We start from the raw sequence: 15,169 nt of genomic DNA on the forward strand, positions 1-15,169 counted from the left end.
CCGGGTGGGAAGTCCCGCAGCCCCACATTGCCATGGCCGGGTCAGGCTACTCCGGACAGGAACTCCGCAGCACGAGAGTCCAGCTCAGTGACGACTCTGACTCCGCGCCTCCGGTACGGCGACAGCGCTCGACGCATGTCAACGACGGTCTGGCGAGTGCGTCCGGAGTGAATGCCGTCCATGGAATCCAGTGCTCGCGACCAAGTGGCACATGCCTCCTCGATGGAACCGCGCTCGGCCTGGACTTTTCCGAGAAGGCCCAAGGTCACGGCATGAGTGCGGCCGAAGGCCGCGCCGTTTCGTGTACGTACGCTGCGACGGAACTCGCGCAGGGCTCCTGCGACATCGCCGGCGGCTTGCAGCGTGCGGGCGGTTTCGTGCGCGAGGCTGGCCTCAGAGAAGAAGAACGTCCGGTTGGGCTCTTCGATCCCGGGTCCGGCTCCGGCGAGGTCGTCCTCCGCTCGCCGCAGGGCTACGGATGCAGCCTTTCGGGCGCCCGTCGCCGCCAGGCTGCGTGCGTGGACGACGCCGAGCAAAGCCTTCTCTCTGGGGCTCGCGAACCTGTAGCGCTTACCCTCCACTGAAGCCGAGGCCAGGCCGAGAGCCTGTTGCGGGTGACCGAGTTCCAGAGCCTGATGAGCCATCGCCCGCAGTACATGGCCGGCCATCGGAGGGTCGTCGGCTCGCGCGGCGAGTTTCACAGCGATGGTGAAGTACGGCTGTGCCACGGAGTGCTGGGCGTTGTCGAAGGCGGTCCAGCCTGCCAGATAGGCAAGCTCACTTGCGGCCGAGAACATCTCCCGTCGCACGCGGTCGTCAGGAAAGCGCCCGTCGAGGTAGTCGGCCACCTCTGTCATGAGGTACTGGACCAACGACTTGCGGCCATGACCGCCTCCGTGGCGTTGATCCAGACGTGAGAAGAACGCTCCGGTCTCACGAACGGCCTCTACGTCACCTATACCGACGCTTCTCGTACCGAGGCGAACCGCGCGGCCCTCGGGCGCCGCTGCCATCTCCGACCACCATGACTCACTCGGCAGGGCGAGAGACGCCACGGAGAAGGCGGAGCCGACCAGCAGCTGTCGCCGTTCAAGGTCCACGTCGACTCTCCCGAGATCAACTAGCGAAGCCACCGCGTCGGCACGCCAGTCCAGCGCGCCGCACGGAGCCGAGGACGGATCCGCAAGCCCGACCTCATCCAGGGTGACGACGCGGCCCAGGCGACGGGACAGTGCCTCGCACAAGATTAGCGGCACCTGCCCGGACGGCTTGGTGCCGCCAACCCACTTCGATACGTGAGACCTGCCGATCGCAGCACATTCTCGGACACCGTTCTCGCGCCCCAGCCGGACAACTGCCAAGGCCACTTGCGAATGTGGCCAGTTGCTCTCGGCGATGACGGCTGCGAGCCGCTCGTTTCGCTTCTGCGCCATGACGCGTCCTGTTCGCTAAACGATCTTTCACCGCTTTCACCGCATGACCGCCCTCGGCTCCATACCGGCCGGGCTCATTTCGCGGTTTTCTCAACGTACTCATCAACGACCGTGCCCAGGGGGCGAATTCGGTGAACGCGAGCCAGAGGGGTGGTGTTACCCACGATGCGTTCCCTCAATGCATCCGGCGATGGGCACGCCAGTCCGGAGGCCGAGGGCCTCGGAACACGGTCGGTGGCAACGAGGCCGCACAGTCGAATCTCGTGAAGCGCGAACAGGGTGAACGGACTTGTGTCCTAGCCGCCCGGTGCCGCCGGGGCTGCGGAAGCGTGGATAGAGCCCGGCGTATCCGTGTCGGCGTTCGTAGCGCGAGTACGGCCTTCCACTGGACGGACAACCAGCGCTGGCTCCATCCCCGTACGGAGTTCCGTGGCGGTCGATGGTTCCTTGGCGCACTCGGCGAACCCCGATTCGCCGGACCCGACGGATTCGCTGTCGAACCGGACGCCGTTGAGGCGCCCCTGACGATGGAGGTCGCCTTATGCCCGACGGACGTGCCCTCGCGAGGAACAACTCGGACATTGCGGGAGAAGGGATCTGTCTCCGGCGCGAAAAAGGTGCCTCCCTGGGAAAGCACCAGGCGGAGAAGGCCACAGAGGTACCGGTCGAGATCTGCCGTCGTGTACTCGATGGCCTCCGGCGAGTCCGGTGACGGGGGCGACTCGATGGACGCGCCCCTGGCCTTTGAGTCCGCTATCGAATCGCCCGAACACCAGGAGAGCCTGACGCTCCCCTCCGACGACCTCGCTCCCCGCGCGGCGCGCACCTTCACACGGAAGACGCTCGCGGACTGGGGTCTCGATGAACTGGCTGACCGTGCGTTGCTCATCGTCAGCGAACTCGCCACGAACGCAAGGCGCCACGGTCGTACGAAGTCTGAGGGAGAAGTCGAACTCATCACGCTGACGCTGGCCGTCCAGAACGGAGTGATCGGCATCGAGCTGCAGGACAACTCGACCCTCCCACCGGTTCCTCGTGCCGACGGGCCGGATGCTCTCGATGGCCGCGGTCTCCTTCTCGTATCCGCGGAGGCCGACGCCTGGACGGCTCGTCTCAACGAAGACGGAAGCGGCAAGAAGGTACTGGCCTTCCTGGTTCGCCGACCGTCTGCTTCCGCAGCCTGACCCCACTGCATCGCACTACTCCCACCCGCATTGACGCTGGAGGTGTTTGCCATGCCCGTACAGTCACCACCCGCCGCACCGCCGTTGACTCCAATGGAGAAGAAGGTGCTGGCGTTCGTCGCTCCAGGACAGAGCAACGCTGAGATCACCACGACTGCAGGACTTGTCGAGGAAACGGTGCAGGATCGTCTGCGTCGACTTCGCAGCAAGCTGGGTACGAGCAGCCGAGTCCGCCTCGTTGGGACTGCCCACTGGGAGACGCGCATCTGGCGGCTGCTCTCCGAGATGGGTTCCTCCGGCCGGGTGCACTGCGTGGGCCTCGGTTGGCGCTGGCGTCCGCTCGCTGACCGCGAGGGGGCGTGACCACCGTGCAGACCACTGCGGAGCGGCGGGCTCTGGCCCTCGACCTCGACGGCGTCCTGTTCGACACCCGTCCGGTCATGCAGGAAGCATGGCGAGCGGTGAGCGAGCGCCACGGCATCGACGTGCCGTTTGAATCGTACGAGCAGCACCTCGGCCGACCGTTCGCCGACATCATGGAGTGCCTGGGTCTCGTTGACATCGACCGGCTCCACCAGACATACACAGAGGCGTCGAAGGCCGCCTCGTGGCTGGCTCAACCGTTCGATGGCGTGGAGGACGTTCTTCACGCTTTCGTCGCCGACGGCTGGCTCCTCGCGGTTGTGACGTCCAAGCCGCTCGATCGCGCGGCGCCGCTCCTGGCTCGGCTGGGCTGCCCCTTCGCCTCTGTACGGGCACCCGGCGGGCCCGGCCGAGGCAAGCCGGCCCCCGACCCACTGCTGCTCGCGCTCGTCGACCTCGCCATCGATCCATCAGCCGCTATGTACGTGGGGGGCATGGCGGTTGACCACGAATGTGCTCGGCGAGCCGACGTGCCGTACGTCCATGCGGACTGGGGTTACGGATCCCACGGCAGCCCGACTCCAAGGGTCGCGCATTCACCGAAGGACCTCCTGCGGCTTCTTGACGAGAGCGGACAGACGGCCCCCTTCATCGAGGGGAGCCTGCTGTGAGCGGCTCGAAGCGAAGTGCCCTCGGCCTCGCCCAGACGTTCGTGGGCGGGCGGTCTGCGTGGATCCTCGTCGGAGAAGCATCCCTTCGGAACGTGCGGTCCGCGCAGATCACCACGTTGCAGCTCGAAGCCCTGCCGGTCGATCGGGGAGAGACGGGCCAGCACGTCGAGAACGTCATGACGGCGCTGGAGAAGTACAGCTCTCACCGCGCGGCGACGCCCCGCGGGGCCCCGTGGCTGTACGTGCAGCACGTCCCCGTACGCCGCCTGATCAGCCAACTCGTACGCAAGCTGATGGCGTTGAGCGCCTGGGACGCCTTCGCGCAGGCACCCGGCCCCGTGACGCCGGCCCCGTACGAAGGGCTGCTCGGCGTGCGCGACAGCAGCTCTCGCGAGTATCGCCCCTACACCGTCACCTGGTCAGGTGCTGCATTCGCTCTGGGGGCACCGGCACCGCACAACCCGGCGCGCTCCGCCCGGCTGCGAAGGCTCGCAGCTCCCCAGGTGGATGCTTGTGCCGAGCCGAGTCCGGTGCCCTCGACATTGCCCAGAGCCGCGGTTGTGGCGCTGTCCTGGTCCTCCCGGCATGCACAGACCCTGATGCCTGTGCTGGAGGAACTGGCCCGTGACGGCCACCCCAGCGTGCTCATCGACCTCGCCACCGACCCAGCGGAGCGCTGCCCCAAGCCCGTGGCTGACGCCGTCAGCCTGTGCCGAGCTCCCGCCGAGATCCTTGCAGTCTCCGGAACCGTCCCCGGGATGCGGCTGGAGGCCGAGGAGCCCGCCGGATCCGACAGCAGCGTCCAGGTCGGCCGGCACACCGTGCGGCTGGACAGCCTGGAGCGCCTGGCCGCTGCTCTCGTGGAGGAGAGCGGCGGATGCACCCAGCCGTCATGGCGGGCGGTTGTGCACACGGAAGCGTGGCTCGACGAAGTGCTCTGCGCGGTACGTCCGCACACCGTGCTGGTGAGCAACGACACCAGCCCCCTCGGCGCTCTTGCCGTGCATACCGCCGAACGACACGGCGCCAACACCGTGCACGTCCAGCACGGAGCGTGGATGCCGGGGTCTGTGGCGTGGCCGGCCATCCACAGTCGCCACATCGTCGTGATGGGGGAGCGTGACGTCGCTCCGGCGAGAGCCTGGGCTCGGCACACCGAAGCGGAGATCCACGTTCTCGGACAGCCACGCTTCGACGTGCTCGCCGGCCTCGGCCCTGAGACCCAACGCCGCTACCTCCAGAAACTGCTGGCCACCGGCACTGGCCAGCAACCGGACCGGATCGCGGTCTGGGCCTGCCAACCCTTCGGGCCGGACCGCCTCCGGGCCCAAGCGGACATCATCCTGGATGGCCTGCGGAAGGCCCAGAGCTGTTGGGGCCTGGTCATTGCCCCGCATCCGACACAGGGCATTCATGCCTTCGACCCCCTCCTCCAGCAGGACGGAAGGCAGCTGGTGGCCGTGGCCGATCCGCAGGTCGGCGCACGAGGCTGCCTCGCCGGCGCAGACGCGGTGGCGAGCGTGTTCTCGACCTGCGGTATCGAAGCCGTACTCCTCGACGTCCCCGTCCTCGAACTGGACCTGCCCGGCGAGCGAACACTCGGCCTCGCCGACCAATCCCTTGCCCACCGATGCGGCTCAGCCGCCGACATCGCGAGCGCCCTCAACGCGCTGAGCAAGCCGCACCTCCGGGTTACGCCGGACGCGCGCGATGCGGTGTGCCACTGGCGAGGTAACAGCGCCTTCGACATCGCCCAACTCATCGTCGCCCGATCTCGGGCCGACCACGCCCACATCGACCCCAACCACCACGATGCCCCCGGCGCCGTCTCCGGTATGCCGAGGGACGAGGGAGCCCCTGTCCGATGACGAACCTGACCGCTGACAGCGTTGCCGAACTCTTCACCGGGGCCGTGCTGTTGGCCAAGAGCGGAGAGAAGGTCAGCCCGCGCGGGATGGCCACTCGCGAGGCCCGCAACGTGACCATGACGCTGACCCAGCCGCGGGCCCGGCTGCTGTACGCGCCGCCCGCCCGGATCCTGAACCCCGCCTTCGCAGTGGCCGAGACCGTCTGGCACCTCTCCGGCTCCGACGCCCCGTGGATCTACGACTACAACGGACGGCTGCGGCAGTACGCCGACGACGGGATCCTGCGCGGCGCGTACGGGCCCAGGATGCGGAACTGGGGCGGGGAAGTCGACCAGGTCCATCGGGTCGTCGAGATCCTCAAGGACGACCCCGATTCCCGGCGAGCCCTGATCCAGCTCTACGACCCGGCCCGTGACACCGCCGGGCACAAGGACGTCCCCTGCACCCTCGGCTTCCGATTCCATCTGCGCGCCGGCCGCCTGCACATGTCGACCACCATGCGAGGTCAGGACGTATGGATCGGCATGCCTTATGACCTGTTCTTTTTCACCACGCTCCATGAGCTGGTCGCCGGCTGGCTGGGCGCCGACTTGGGCGAGTACCACCACCAGGTCGGCTCGCTGCACATCTACGAGCGCGACATGGACAAGGCCGACGCGCTGACTGACGTCGTCGCGAGCGCGGTCATGCCGGAACTCGTCACGCCCTGGGAGGGGTTCAACAAGCTACTCGACCGGGTGGAAGCCCGGGACGAGACAGGACACCCGGGCTGGGACGCCATGGCCGAGACGATGCGCAGCTACCGGCTGTGGAAGGACGGAGCGCGCGAGCAGGCGTGGCGCGTCGCCGACAAGATCGAGAGCCCACTTGGTGCAGCTCTGATCGCCTGGTACGGCGAACTGGCCCGCCGCAGCGGCAGCCCGTTCGCCCCAGCCGCAGCGGCGACGAGGTGACGTGCCCCATGGGCTATGTCCCGTCCGTCATCCTCGGCCTCTGTGCCTTCACCCACGACTCCGCCGCCGCGCTCCTGGTCGACGGCGAACTGGTCGGCTTCGTCGAGGAGGAGCGTCTCTCCCAGGAGAAGCACACCCGCGACTACCCCCGCCACGCCATCGAGTGGCTGCTGGACGAGGCCGGCATCAAGCCTGGCGACGTCGACGCCGTCGCGTACAACTTCCAGCCCGCCCGCTACCTCGCTGAGAGCCCTGCCGCCCTGCGCTTCGCGCTCTCGGGAACAACTCGTCATCGAGCCCTGCCGCGGGCGGCCGGGTTCGCCAAGGTCGGCCTGCGTACCCGACGCCGGGTGCAATCCCTCCGTCAGGCATTCCCCGGGGCCCGCGTCACGCCCGTACTCCACCACCGCGCTCACCAGCTGACGGCTTTCGCCTCCTCGGGATGGAACGAGTCCGCCGTGCTGGTCGTCGACAGCCTCGGCGAGCGACAGACCACCACCATCGCTCACGGCCACTGGGCGGGCCGCCGCGGCACCCACACGCTGGAGGCGCTCTACGACCCCGCCTCCTTGGGCTACGTGTACGGAGCGGTTACCGAGCACCTCGGGTGGCGGCGGGGCGACGAAGAAGGAACCGTGATGGCGCTCGCAGCGCTCGGTGATCCAGCCCGCTTCCGGAAGCTGTTCTCCGACGCGGTTCGTACGACTTCCACCGGCTTCACGCTCGACCCGGCCTACTTCCCGCCGCGCGTCCTGACCTCCGGCTATGCACGAACCTCGCCCCGCTTCATCGCCGACGCTTGCCTTCCCCGGCACCCGGAAGAACCGGTCCAGCAAGTCCACCAGGACTTGGCCGCCGCCCTCCAGGAGCGCACCGAGCAGATCATGCTGCACCTCGCACGGCGGTCCCGTGCACTCACTGGCTCGCGGCGGCTGTGCGCGGGCGGCGGGGTGGCCACCAACTGCGTCAGCATCGGCCGAATCATTGAGGCGGGGATCTTCGACGAGGTCTTTGTCCCCCCGGCCTCGGGCGACGCTGGCACCGCCATCGGCGCAGCTCTCGCAGTGCACGTCGACAGCGGCAGCAGGAGGCCACTGTCCGGGATCGCCCGCACCTGCTACCTCGGCCCGTCCTTTCCCGAGCCGGTGCTGGATCTCGGCCCGTGGCCGGGTCTGAAGCAGAAGATCCTCGGCACGGACGCCGCGGAGTTTCTCGCGGACCAGCTGGCCCACGGGATGATCGTGGGGCTGTTCCAGGGCCGCGTCGAGGCCGGCCCCCGTGCCCTCGGGAACCGTTCGATCCTCGCCTCGCCCCTCGAAGCCGGGGTGGTCGAGCGCCTGAACGCAACGGTGAAGTTCCGCGAGCCCTTCCGCCCGTTCGCACCCATGGTCACCGCCGCCCGCGCCCGTGAGTTCTTCACCCTCGGCCAGGACGCGCCGTACATGTCCATGGCCTCCCAGGTGACCGACGCTGCCCGTGAGCGCATCCCCGCGATCGTCCACGCCAACGGCACCGCCCGACTCCAGACCGTCACCGCGGCACAGAACCCGTTCATGCACAAGGTCCTGAAGTCGTTCGCCCGCCGTACGGGAGTCCCTGTCTTGATCAACACCTCGCTCAACGTCAAAGGAAAACCCATCTGCGGCACCCCGGAGATGGCGTTGGACTGCCTCGCGAACTCCGGGCTGGACGCCCTGCTGCTCGAAGGGCGGTGGATCACCAAATGAAGATCGGATACAGCTTCTGGGGCTTCCTCGGAAACGGGATCACCGACACCCCCGACGGAGGCCGCAGCCACCGCCGGCCGCTGATCGACGAGCTTGTCCGGCGTGGTCACGACATCGTGTTTCTGCAGGCTGACCGCGATTGGCTCGAAGCGGGCGACGCTCTCGGCGGCGTGTACTCCTTCGACGCCGGCATCCCGGACATCGACGTGCTGTTCCTCGAATGGCGCTGGCCCATCGAGGGGCGCAACACCACCGCCTGCGGCACCGCAGGACATACCTGTGATCTCCACCGCCAGGTGGAGCTGCTCAACCGCTACACCATTCGCCGCCGTACCCCCACCGTGATCTGGGACAAGGACCGGCAACTGCGCGAGGACAGCATCTGGCGCAGCACCCCGAACGTCACGGTGTGCGAAGCCGCCCTCGCACCCACCCCCGGTGCCCACCGCGTGCTCTTTCCCATCGATGACGCGCTCCTGGACGGTGCCGACCCGATCGCCCTGGCCGGCGAGGACCGGAGGACGCCACTCGGTTACGTCGGCAACCAGTACGACCGCGACGACGAGTTCGACCGATTCTTCGCTCCAGCCGCCGCCCGCTTCGAGCACCGGGTGGGCGGCAAGTGGACCAGTACCGAGCGATGGCCACACGTCACCTTCCTCGGCCGAATCCCCTTCAACACCGGCTCCCGGCTCTACAGCAGCACACTGGCCACGGTCCTGCTCCTGCCCGAGCGGTACGCCGCGGTCGGACAGATGACGCAGCGGATCTTCGAGGCCGTCCTCGCCGGCTGCCTGCCGCTGGCGCCGGCCAGCATCCGACACGTCGAGCTCTTCGTCCCCGAAGACCTGGTGGTCCAGACGGGCGGCCAAGTGATCCGGCGGATCGAAGACCTCCAGAAGATCGCGGGCAGCCGGCAGCACGCCGAACTGATCTCGGAGTGCATCGGTCGGCTGGAGCTCTTCCGGCTCAGCCACCAGGTCGACGCACTGGAGTCCGTGCTGGACAGGGCCACCGCCGCCGGGCCGTCAAGGCAGGGGGCCGCATGATGAACCGCCTCGCTCGAGCCAGCAGGACCCGATCATCCGTATGTGTTCCGGCCGCCGAGCCGTCCGGGCACCCGAGCACCTCTAGGCTGGAGCACCATGAAGAAGGTCGCCATCGTCGGCTGCGGAGGCAGCGGCAAGTCGGATCTTGCCCGCAAGCTGGCCAAGATCCTGGATGCGCCGGTGACGCACCTGGATGCCGCGTTCTACGACGACGAGTGGAACGCCCTGCCCATGGAGAAATTTGCCGAGGTGCAGCGCGGCCTGGTCACGCAGCCGACGTGGATCATCGACGGCAACTACAACTCCACGCTGCAGATCCGGCTCGAAGCCTGCGACACCGTGGTGCTGATGGACGTCTCGACACTGGCTGCACTGTGGGGGATCTTCTCCCGGCAGATCAGGCACGGCGCCGGGCACAAGGGCAACGGGGTGCACAACCGCATCACCTGGGGCGTGATCAAGTACGTGGCGACGTACCGGCGCAAGATGCGACCGCGGGTCATGGCCAAGACCGAGGAGTTCGCCGCCGGGCACGCCGAAGTGGTGTTCCTCACCAACCGCCGGCACACGCGACGCTGGCTGCAGCAGGTCGCCGTCCAGCACACCTGAGCACTCCGCGACCCGAGCGGGGGTGCGGCTCGTGACCACCAACCCGTTTCTCGACCCCGGCCGCCAGGGCGAGCTGTACGGCAATGCCGCCCGGCTGGCCAGCCGCTCCAGCGCCCTGATGCGGGCCAAGACCGCAGGTCGTTTCGTTCCCGAGGTCATCGTCCAGCTGGCCCAGGCGCACCGAGCCGGGGCCGATCGCCGTCTTGGTCTGGTAGCAGACATCGGATGCGGTCGGGGCACCAGCAGCCGCGTCCTGGCCAAGCAGCTGAAGCCACAGCGGCTCGTGGGTATCGACGCTTCTCCCGCCCTCCTGGCCGCTGCCCGCAGTCGTGCCGGCCACTACCCCGGAACCCAAGTGGCGTTCCTTCAAGGGGACTTCCACCAGCTCCCCCTGCCCGATGATTCGTGTGAGCTGGCCGTTGCAGCGTTCTGCCTGTACCACTCACCCGACCCCGGGCGGGCCATCGCGGAAATCGCCCGCTCCCTGGCCCCCGGCGGGCTCGCCGTGCTGGTCACCAAGGCGTTCGACAGCTATAGAGAGATGGATGCCCTGGTCGCCGGGCCCCTTGACCCGCGCGCCGAGCAGCACGAGAGCCTCTACGCCACCGCGCACGGAGGCAACCTCGCCGACATGGCGCAGTCGGCCATGGACGTGGTGGCGGTCGAGCACGAGGAACACCGCTTCGAGTTCTCGGGCCTCGACCACGCTGCCGAGTACCTCGCCACCAACCCCAAGTACGACCTCGCACCCGGTCTGTACGGCAACCCCGGCGCCCTGGCCGCCGCGCTCCACGAGTGGCACCCGGACAAGCCGATCACCACCACCTCGGTCATCACCTATGTCGTGGCCCGGCCGCATGGAGGTCGGACGTGACGCTTTTCCACTTCAGCAAGCACTACGAGACCCCCGCGAAGGCAGCTGCCGCAGCCTGCCACTACGGATGGCTCGCTACCCATGCGAAGCCGCTGCGGCAGCCGGCGCTGACGGTAGTCGGGCCGGCCAGCCTGACCTTCGAGCACATCGACGGTCGTCATGCGCAGAAGGAGGATCTGCTGCCGCTTGCGGCCCTCCTGGGTGATGCGCACGGTGCTGCTTGGGCAAGCGACCTGCACCGGGCACAGCTGGACATGCCACACGAACTCCGAGACGGCAGCGTCCTCGCGGATTTCGGCTCCTGCCGGGAAGCGGCCCTGCGCAACCGGCTGGAGAGCGGCTTTCTGCCCGACACTGCCGCCCTGCACGCGATGCTGACGCTGCTGGAGCGCTCCACTGACGGGCCCGCCGCCTTTTACAAGGACAGCAACCCGCGGAACTTCCTGATCACCCTGGACGGCACGGTCTTCAGCGTCGATACGGACGACGTCACCCTCGCGCCCTTCGGATACGACCTGGCCAAGCTGATCACGACGCTGATCATGACGCACGGCCCGATCGATCCGCCCGACATCGAAGCAGCCCTGAACGGCTACAACCATGCCGCCGCCCGTCACCACGCCCAGCTAGGTGCGACGAGCAGAGAGCGCCTCGGTGACTTCCTCGCACTGCATGCCGTACTGACCGCGCCGTACGCCGGGCGCAACGGCTACCGCTACGGCTGGCTGCATCAGCACCCACGAACCCAAGGCCCCTCATGATGACCACAGAACTCGTCTTCGTCCGCCACGGCGAGGCCCGGTGCAACGCCGATGGCCGCGTCGGCGGCCCCGCAACCTGCACAGGGCTCACCCACCTGGGATACGTCCAGGTCGAGAGGGCCGCTGCCCTACTGGCCACCGAGCACCGCGCCCAGCCCTTCACCGCGCTCTACGCAGGCCCCCGACTGCGCCTTCAGCAGAGCGGGCAGATCCTCGGGCACGCCCTCGGCCTGGAGCCCCGCGTAGAACCCGGCCTCGATGGACCCATTCACGGTGAGGCCGACGGCAAGCCCTGGCACTACGTGAAGACCGCAGCCAACGGCGGACCGCATGCCCACCCAGACCAACCTTGGGCCGCGGGATCCGATACCTGGAACGGCTACCTCCAGCGAGCCGAAGCGTTCCTCCACGACCTCATCAACCGCCACGAAGGCGACCGCGTCCTGTTCGCCGCCCACGGCGAAACGATCCTCGCCGCACACGCCCTCCTGCTCGGCCTCGGGTCGATGACGGAAGCCGGCTTCACGGTCTCCCACGCCTCCGTCACCCGCTGGCAGCACCACCGCAACCGGCTCGGCCAGCGCCGCTGGATGCTCGACCGGCACAACGACACCGCCCACCTCGCCGCCTTAGCAACGGGAGCGACACCGTGAGCAGTAGGGCTGACGCCGACCCTCGCATCGAACTCGCGCGCCAAACGGTCGGAGCTGTCAGCATCGTCGCCGACCCCTCGCTTCCGTCCCACCTTCTGCAGCTCGTCGACACCCGGGGCACCACCTACTTCGCAAAGCAGCACGCAAGCCAGGCCCGCTACGTCCAAGAGACGCACGCATATCTGACCTGGAGGGTCCATCTCCTGGACCGCGCCCCCGAGTTAGTCGGCCGCCAGGACTCGACGCACATCCTCCTGATCACCGCGGTGCCCGGTTGGAGCGGTGACGCACTGCTCCCTGGTTCGGACGACGAGGAGAAGGCGCACCACGACGCCGGAGGTGCCCTTCGCGCTCTTCATCACGCGACGAACCGGCGTAGCACCGCAGACATGGGAGGCGCGCTGGCCGATCGTCTCCGAAGCTGGGTTGCCAGGGCCGACGGCACGGACCTCCTTTCGGGCGCCGAGCGGAAGCTCGTCCTGCAGATCGCGGATGAGCTGGCCGGCGCCTGCATGGACAGCGCCGTCTGCCACCTCGACTACCAACCCAGGAACTGGCGCGTCGGAGAAGGCTTCTGGACCGTCGACTTCGAGCACATGCGGCGCGACGCCCGCATCCGGGACTTCGCCCGCCTTGAGTTCCGCCACTGGCAGCAGGCCCCTCGACTGCGCGAGGCGTTCTTCACCGGATACGGCAGCCAACCCTCGGACACCGAACAACGGCTCCTGGAGCGCTTCGGTGCCATCGAAGCCGTCACCGCACTCGTCCGCGGTCACGAACAGAACGACGCCGTCCTGAGCGCCCACGGCCGCACTGTCCTGTCCCAACTGAGCTGACCACTAACCACCCCACCCGCCAACCCACCTCTGGAGAGTTCCGTGTCAGACAGCCCCTCCGCCGCGACCGCATCGAGCCCTCGGCGCGCGCTGGTGACCGGCGCGGCCGGCTTCATCGGATCCCACCTCGCCCACGCCCTGGCACAGGCAGGAACCACCGTCATCGGCGTCGACCGCCGCGACCCAGCAAGAGACAAGACGGCCGCCGCCAACATGGCCCCATTGCGCGGTCTCCCGGGCTACATGCACATCACCGCGGACCTCCTCACCTGCGCGATCGATCCGCTCCTCATCGACGCAGACGTGATCTACCACCTTGCCGGCATCCCCGGCGTACGCCCCTCGTGGGGACCGCAATTCAGCGAGTACGTCAACTCCAACATCCTCGCCACCCAGCGCGTCATGGACGCCGCCACCCGCATGCGCGTCCCCCGACTCGTCGTGGCCTCCTCCTCCAGCGTCTACGGCCCCACCAACGGCGGCCCCAGCGTCGAAGGCGACCACCCCCGCCCGGCTTCCCCGTACGCAGTCACCAAGCTCGCCGAGGAACAACTCTGCCTCGCCCACGCCTCCCGAGCCGACTGCCCCACCAGCGTTATCGCCCTGCGCTACTTCACGGTCTACGGCCCCCGCCAGCGCCCCGACATGTTCACCCACCGCGCCCTCCACGCCGCGATGACCGGGCAGCCACTGCGGCTGTACGGAGACGGCCACCAGCGCCGCGACTTCACGTACGTCGACGATGCGGTCGCCGCCACCATCTCCGCTGCGGGCGCCCCCATCGACACAGGCATCGTCAATGTCGGCGGCGGAGCCAACGCCTCCCTGGTCGACGTCATCAAGATCGCCAATAGCCTCGTCGGCCGAGAGATCCAGATCCACGCCGACAACGTCCGCAACGGAGACGTACTGACCACCCGCGCCGACCCCCGCCGCGCCCAGGCCGTACTCGGCTGGCAGCCCACGGTCGACCTGCCCACCGGCATGCGCGCACAGATGCGAGCCCTGACCCAGCCCGCGTACCGAGCGGCTGCCTGACCACCTCGCGACGACAGAGGAGTTGCCGTGGAGAGCCCAGAAAAAGCCCGGCTGGACGCCTTCTTCCGACGCGTCACCGAACGCTTCCCCGCCGCCGGCCAAGCCACCTCGCTGATCATTACGCACCTGCTCCCCGAACGCCCGGCGTTCCTGCGCGCGATGGCCCGCACGACCACGGTCGCCGCCGTTCTCCCCAAGCCCAAGTCCGTGACTGCGGAGGCCCTGGCAGAGGTCCGCCGCACATACGCCGTCCACGCCCTCACCCGTGAACTGTTCGCCGATCCGACCAGCGCCCTGGAGTACCTCGAAGACACCGCGCCCGGTCGCGACGTCGTCCTCCTCGACATCGGCGGCTACTACGCCCCCAGCCTCGACACCCTGGTCGACAAGTTCTCCGGCCGCATCCTGGGAGTCGTCGAGGACACCGAGAACGGCCACCAGCGATACGAAGCGCTCGGTCAACTTCCCTGCCCCGTGTTCTCGGTGGCGCGCTCTCCGCTGAAGGACTGCGAGGACCACCTCGTCGGGCGGTCCATCGTCTTTTCCACGGACGCCCTGGTCCGCACCCGAGGCGACATCCTTGCCAGCCGCGACGCCTGCGTCATCGGTTTCGGAAAGGTCGGCCGCAGCATCGCCCAGACCCTGCGAGCCCACGACCTGCGCGTGGTCGTCTACGACAACGATCCCGTCAAGCAGGTGCAAGCCCACGCCCAGGGCTTCCGTACCACCGCCTCCTGCACGGAAGCGATCCACGAGGCCGGCCTCGTGCTGTGCGCCACTGGCAACCTGGCCCTGCGGCAGAGCGACTTCGCAGCCCTGCACAACGGCGCGTACCTCGCCTCGGTCACCTCCTCCGAGGACGAACTCGAACTCGACGCACTCGACGACCTCTACCGGCGCACCCCAGTCGGGGATCAGCTGACTCGCTACGACGTGACCGGCCACTACTTCTACGTGCTCGCCAACGGCAACGCCGTCAACTTCCTGCACGGAGCATCCATCGGCACATACATCCACCTCGTCCAGGCCGAGATACTCGCCGCCACATCCGCCCTCAGCCGGGGCATGCATGCCCCGAGCCTCCACGAGATGTCCGCAGACGCCCGCCAGGCCATCGCCAGAGCCTGGCTCGACCACTTCGCCAGGTGAT

At 68.1% G+C, this 15,169-nt stretch carries 15 protein-coding genes; 14 read left to right on the top strand and 1 reads right to left on the bottom strand.

Annotated elements, in window-relative coordinates; translation table 11 throughout:
* Positions 1-41 precede the first annotated feature (41 nt).
* Positions 42-1,433, bottom strand: coding sequence for a Tat pathway signal protein (locus tag AB0I10_RS22460; protein WP_363154330.1), 1,392 nt, complete (start codon positions 1,431-1,433; stop codon positions 42-44).
* Positions 1,434-2,014: 581 nt separating this feature from the next.
* Here AB0I10_RS22460 and AB0I10_RS22465 point away from each other — a divergent pair.
* The 14 genes from AB0I10_RS22465 (at position 2,015) to AB0I10_RS22530 (ending at position 15,168) form a co-directional block, all read left to right on the top strand.
* On the top strand, positions 2,015-2,617 hold the full coding sequence (locus AB0I10_RS22465; RefSeq protein WP_363154331.1) for an ATP-binding protein: 603 nt from the start codon (positions 2,015-2,017) through the stop codon (positions 2,615-2,617).
* Between the two features lie 93 nt (positions 2,618-2,710).
* A complete protein-coding gene (locus AB0I10_RS22470; RefSeq protein WP_363154333.1) occupies positions 2,711-2,980 on the top strand; it encodes a LuxR C-terminal-related transcriptional regulator in 270 nt (89 codons plus the stop codon).
* Complete coding sequence (locus AB0I10_RS22475) at positions 2,977-3,651, top strand: HAD family hydrolase (RefSeq protein WP_363154335.1); 675 nt, start codon at positions 2,977-2,979, stop codon at positions 3,649-3,651. The genes AB0I10_RS22470 and AB0I10_RS22475 overlap by 4 nt, the downstream gene beginning before the upstream one ends.
* Positions 3,652-3,743: 92 nt before the next feature.
* Positions 3,744-5,519 carry a hypothetical protein gene (locus AB0I10_RS22480; protein ID WP_363154336.1) on the top strand — a complete coding sequence of 592 codons (1,776 nt, stop codon included), beginning with the start codon at positions 3,744-3,746 and terminating at the stop codon, positions 5,517-5,519.
* Positions 5,516-6,472: a thymidylate synthase gene (locus tag AB0I10_RS22485; protein WP_363154337.1), complete on the top strand. Its 957-nt coding sequence runs from the start codon at positions 5,516-5,518 to the stop codon at positions 6,470-6,472. The genes AB0I10_RS22480 and AB0I10_RS22485 overlap by 4 nt, the downstream gene beginning before the upstream one ends.
* A gap of 8 nt (positions 6,473-6,480) precedes the next feature.
* Entirely contained in the window at positions 6,481-8,199 is a 1,719-nt protein-coding gene (locus tag AB0I10_RS22490) for a carbamoyltransferase C-terminal domain-containing protein (RefSeq protein ID WP_363154338.1), read from the top strand.
* Positions 8,196-9,248 (top strand): hypothetical protein, encoded by a 1,053-nt coding sequence (locus AB0I10_RS22495; RefSeq protein ID WP_363154340.1) that lies wholly within the window; start codon positions 8,196-8,198, stop codon positions 9,246-9,248. Before AB0I10_RS22490 ends, AB0I10_RS22495 begins: the two co-directional genes overlap by 4 nt.
* A gap of 96 nt (positions 9,249-9,344) precedes the next feature.
* Positions 9,345-9,857 (top strand): topology modulation protein, encoded by a 513-nt coding sequence (locus AB0I10_RS22500; RefSeq protein WP_363154341.1) that lies wholly within the window; start codon positions 9,345-9,347, stop codon positions 9,855-9,857.
* A 31-nt stretch (positions 9,858-9,888) separates the two neighbouring features.
* Positions 9,889-10,731: a class I SAM-dependent methyltransferase gene (locus AB0I10_RS22505; RefSeq protein WP_363154342.1), complete on the top strand. Its 843-nt coding sequence runs from the start codon at positions 9,889-9,891 to the stop codon at positions 10,729-10,731.
* A complete protein-coding gene (locus AB0I10_RS22510; RefSeq protein WP_363154343.1) occupies positions 10,728-11,492 on the top strand; it encodes a phosphotransferase in 765 nt (254 codons plus the stop codon). Before AB0I10_RS22505 ends, AB0I10_RS22510 begins: the two co-directional genes overlap by 4 nt.
* On the top strand, positions 11,489-12,145 hold the full coding sequence (locus AB0I10_RS22515) for a histidine phosphatase family protein (protein WP_363154344.1): 657 nt from the start codon (positions 11,489-11,491) through the stop codon (positions 12,143-12,145). Before AB0I10_RS22510 ends, AB0I10_RS22515 begins: the two co-directional genes overlap by 4 nt.
* Positions 12,142-12,981, top strand: a complete 840-nt coding sequence (locus tag AB0I10_RS22520; RefSeq protein ID WP_363154345.1) for an aminoglycoside phosphotransferase — start codon at positions 12,142-12,144, stop codon at positions 12,979-12,981. Before AB0I10_RS22515 ends, AB0I10_RS22520 begins: the two co-directional genes overlap by 4 nt.
* Positions 12,982-13,023: 42 nt before the next feature.
* Complete coding sequence (locus AB0I10_RS22525) at positions 13,024-14,019, top strand: NAD-dependent epimerase/dehydratase family protein (RefSeq protein WP_363154346.1); 996 nt, start codon at positions 13,024-13,026, stop codon at positions 14,017-14,019.
* A 27-nt stretch (positions 14,020-14,046) separates the two neighbouring features.
* Positions 14,047-15,168: an adenosylhomocysteinase gene (locus tag AB0I10_RS22530; RefSeq protein WP_363154347.1), complete on the top strand. Its 1,122-nt coding sequence runs from the start codon at positions 14,047-14,049 to the stop codon at positions 15,166-15,168.
* Position 15,169 lies beyond the last annotated feature (1 nt).

It is taken from the genome of Streptomyces sp. NPDC050636, from assembly GCF_040654775.1.
Taxonomy (GTDB): domain Bacteria; phylum Actinomycetota; class Actinomycetes; order Streptomycetales; family Streptomycetaceae; genus Streptomyces.

What these genes read in the sequence shown, in the direction of transcription:
- AB0I10_RS22515 (WP_363154344.1), top strand. Translation starts at nt 11,489, where the DNA reads ATGATGACCACAGAACTCGTCTTCGTCCGCCACGGCGAGGCCCGGTGC.
- AB0I10_RS22460 (WP_363154330.1), bottom strand. Translation starts at nt 1,433, where the DNA reads ATGGCGCAGAAGCGAAACGAGCGGCTCGCAGCCGTCATCGCCGAGAGC.
- AB0I10_RS22485 (WP_363154337.1), top strand. Translation starts at nt 5,516, where the DNA reads ATGACGAACCTGACCGCTGACAGCGTTGCCGAACTCTTCACCGGGGCC.
- AB0I10_RS22495 (WP_363154340.1), top strand. Translation starts at nt 8,196, where the DNA reads ATGAAGATCGGATACAGCTTCTGGGGCTTCCTCGGAAACGGGATCACC.
- AB0I10_RS22470 (WP_363154333.1), top strand. Translation starts at nt 2,711, where the DNA reads ATGGAGAAGAAGGTGCTGGCGTTCGTCGCTCCAGGACAGAGCAACGCT.
- AB0I10_RS22490 (WP_363154338.1), top strand. Translation starts at nt 6,481, where the DNA reads ATGGGCTATGTCCCGTCCGTCATCCTCGGCCTCTGTGCCTTCACCCAC.
- AB0I10_RS22500 (WP_363154341.1), top strand. Translation starts at nt 9,345, where the DNA reads ATGAAGAAGGTCGCCATCGTCGGCTGCGGAGGCAGCGGCAAGTCGGAT.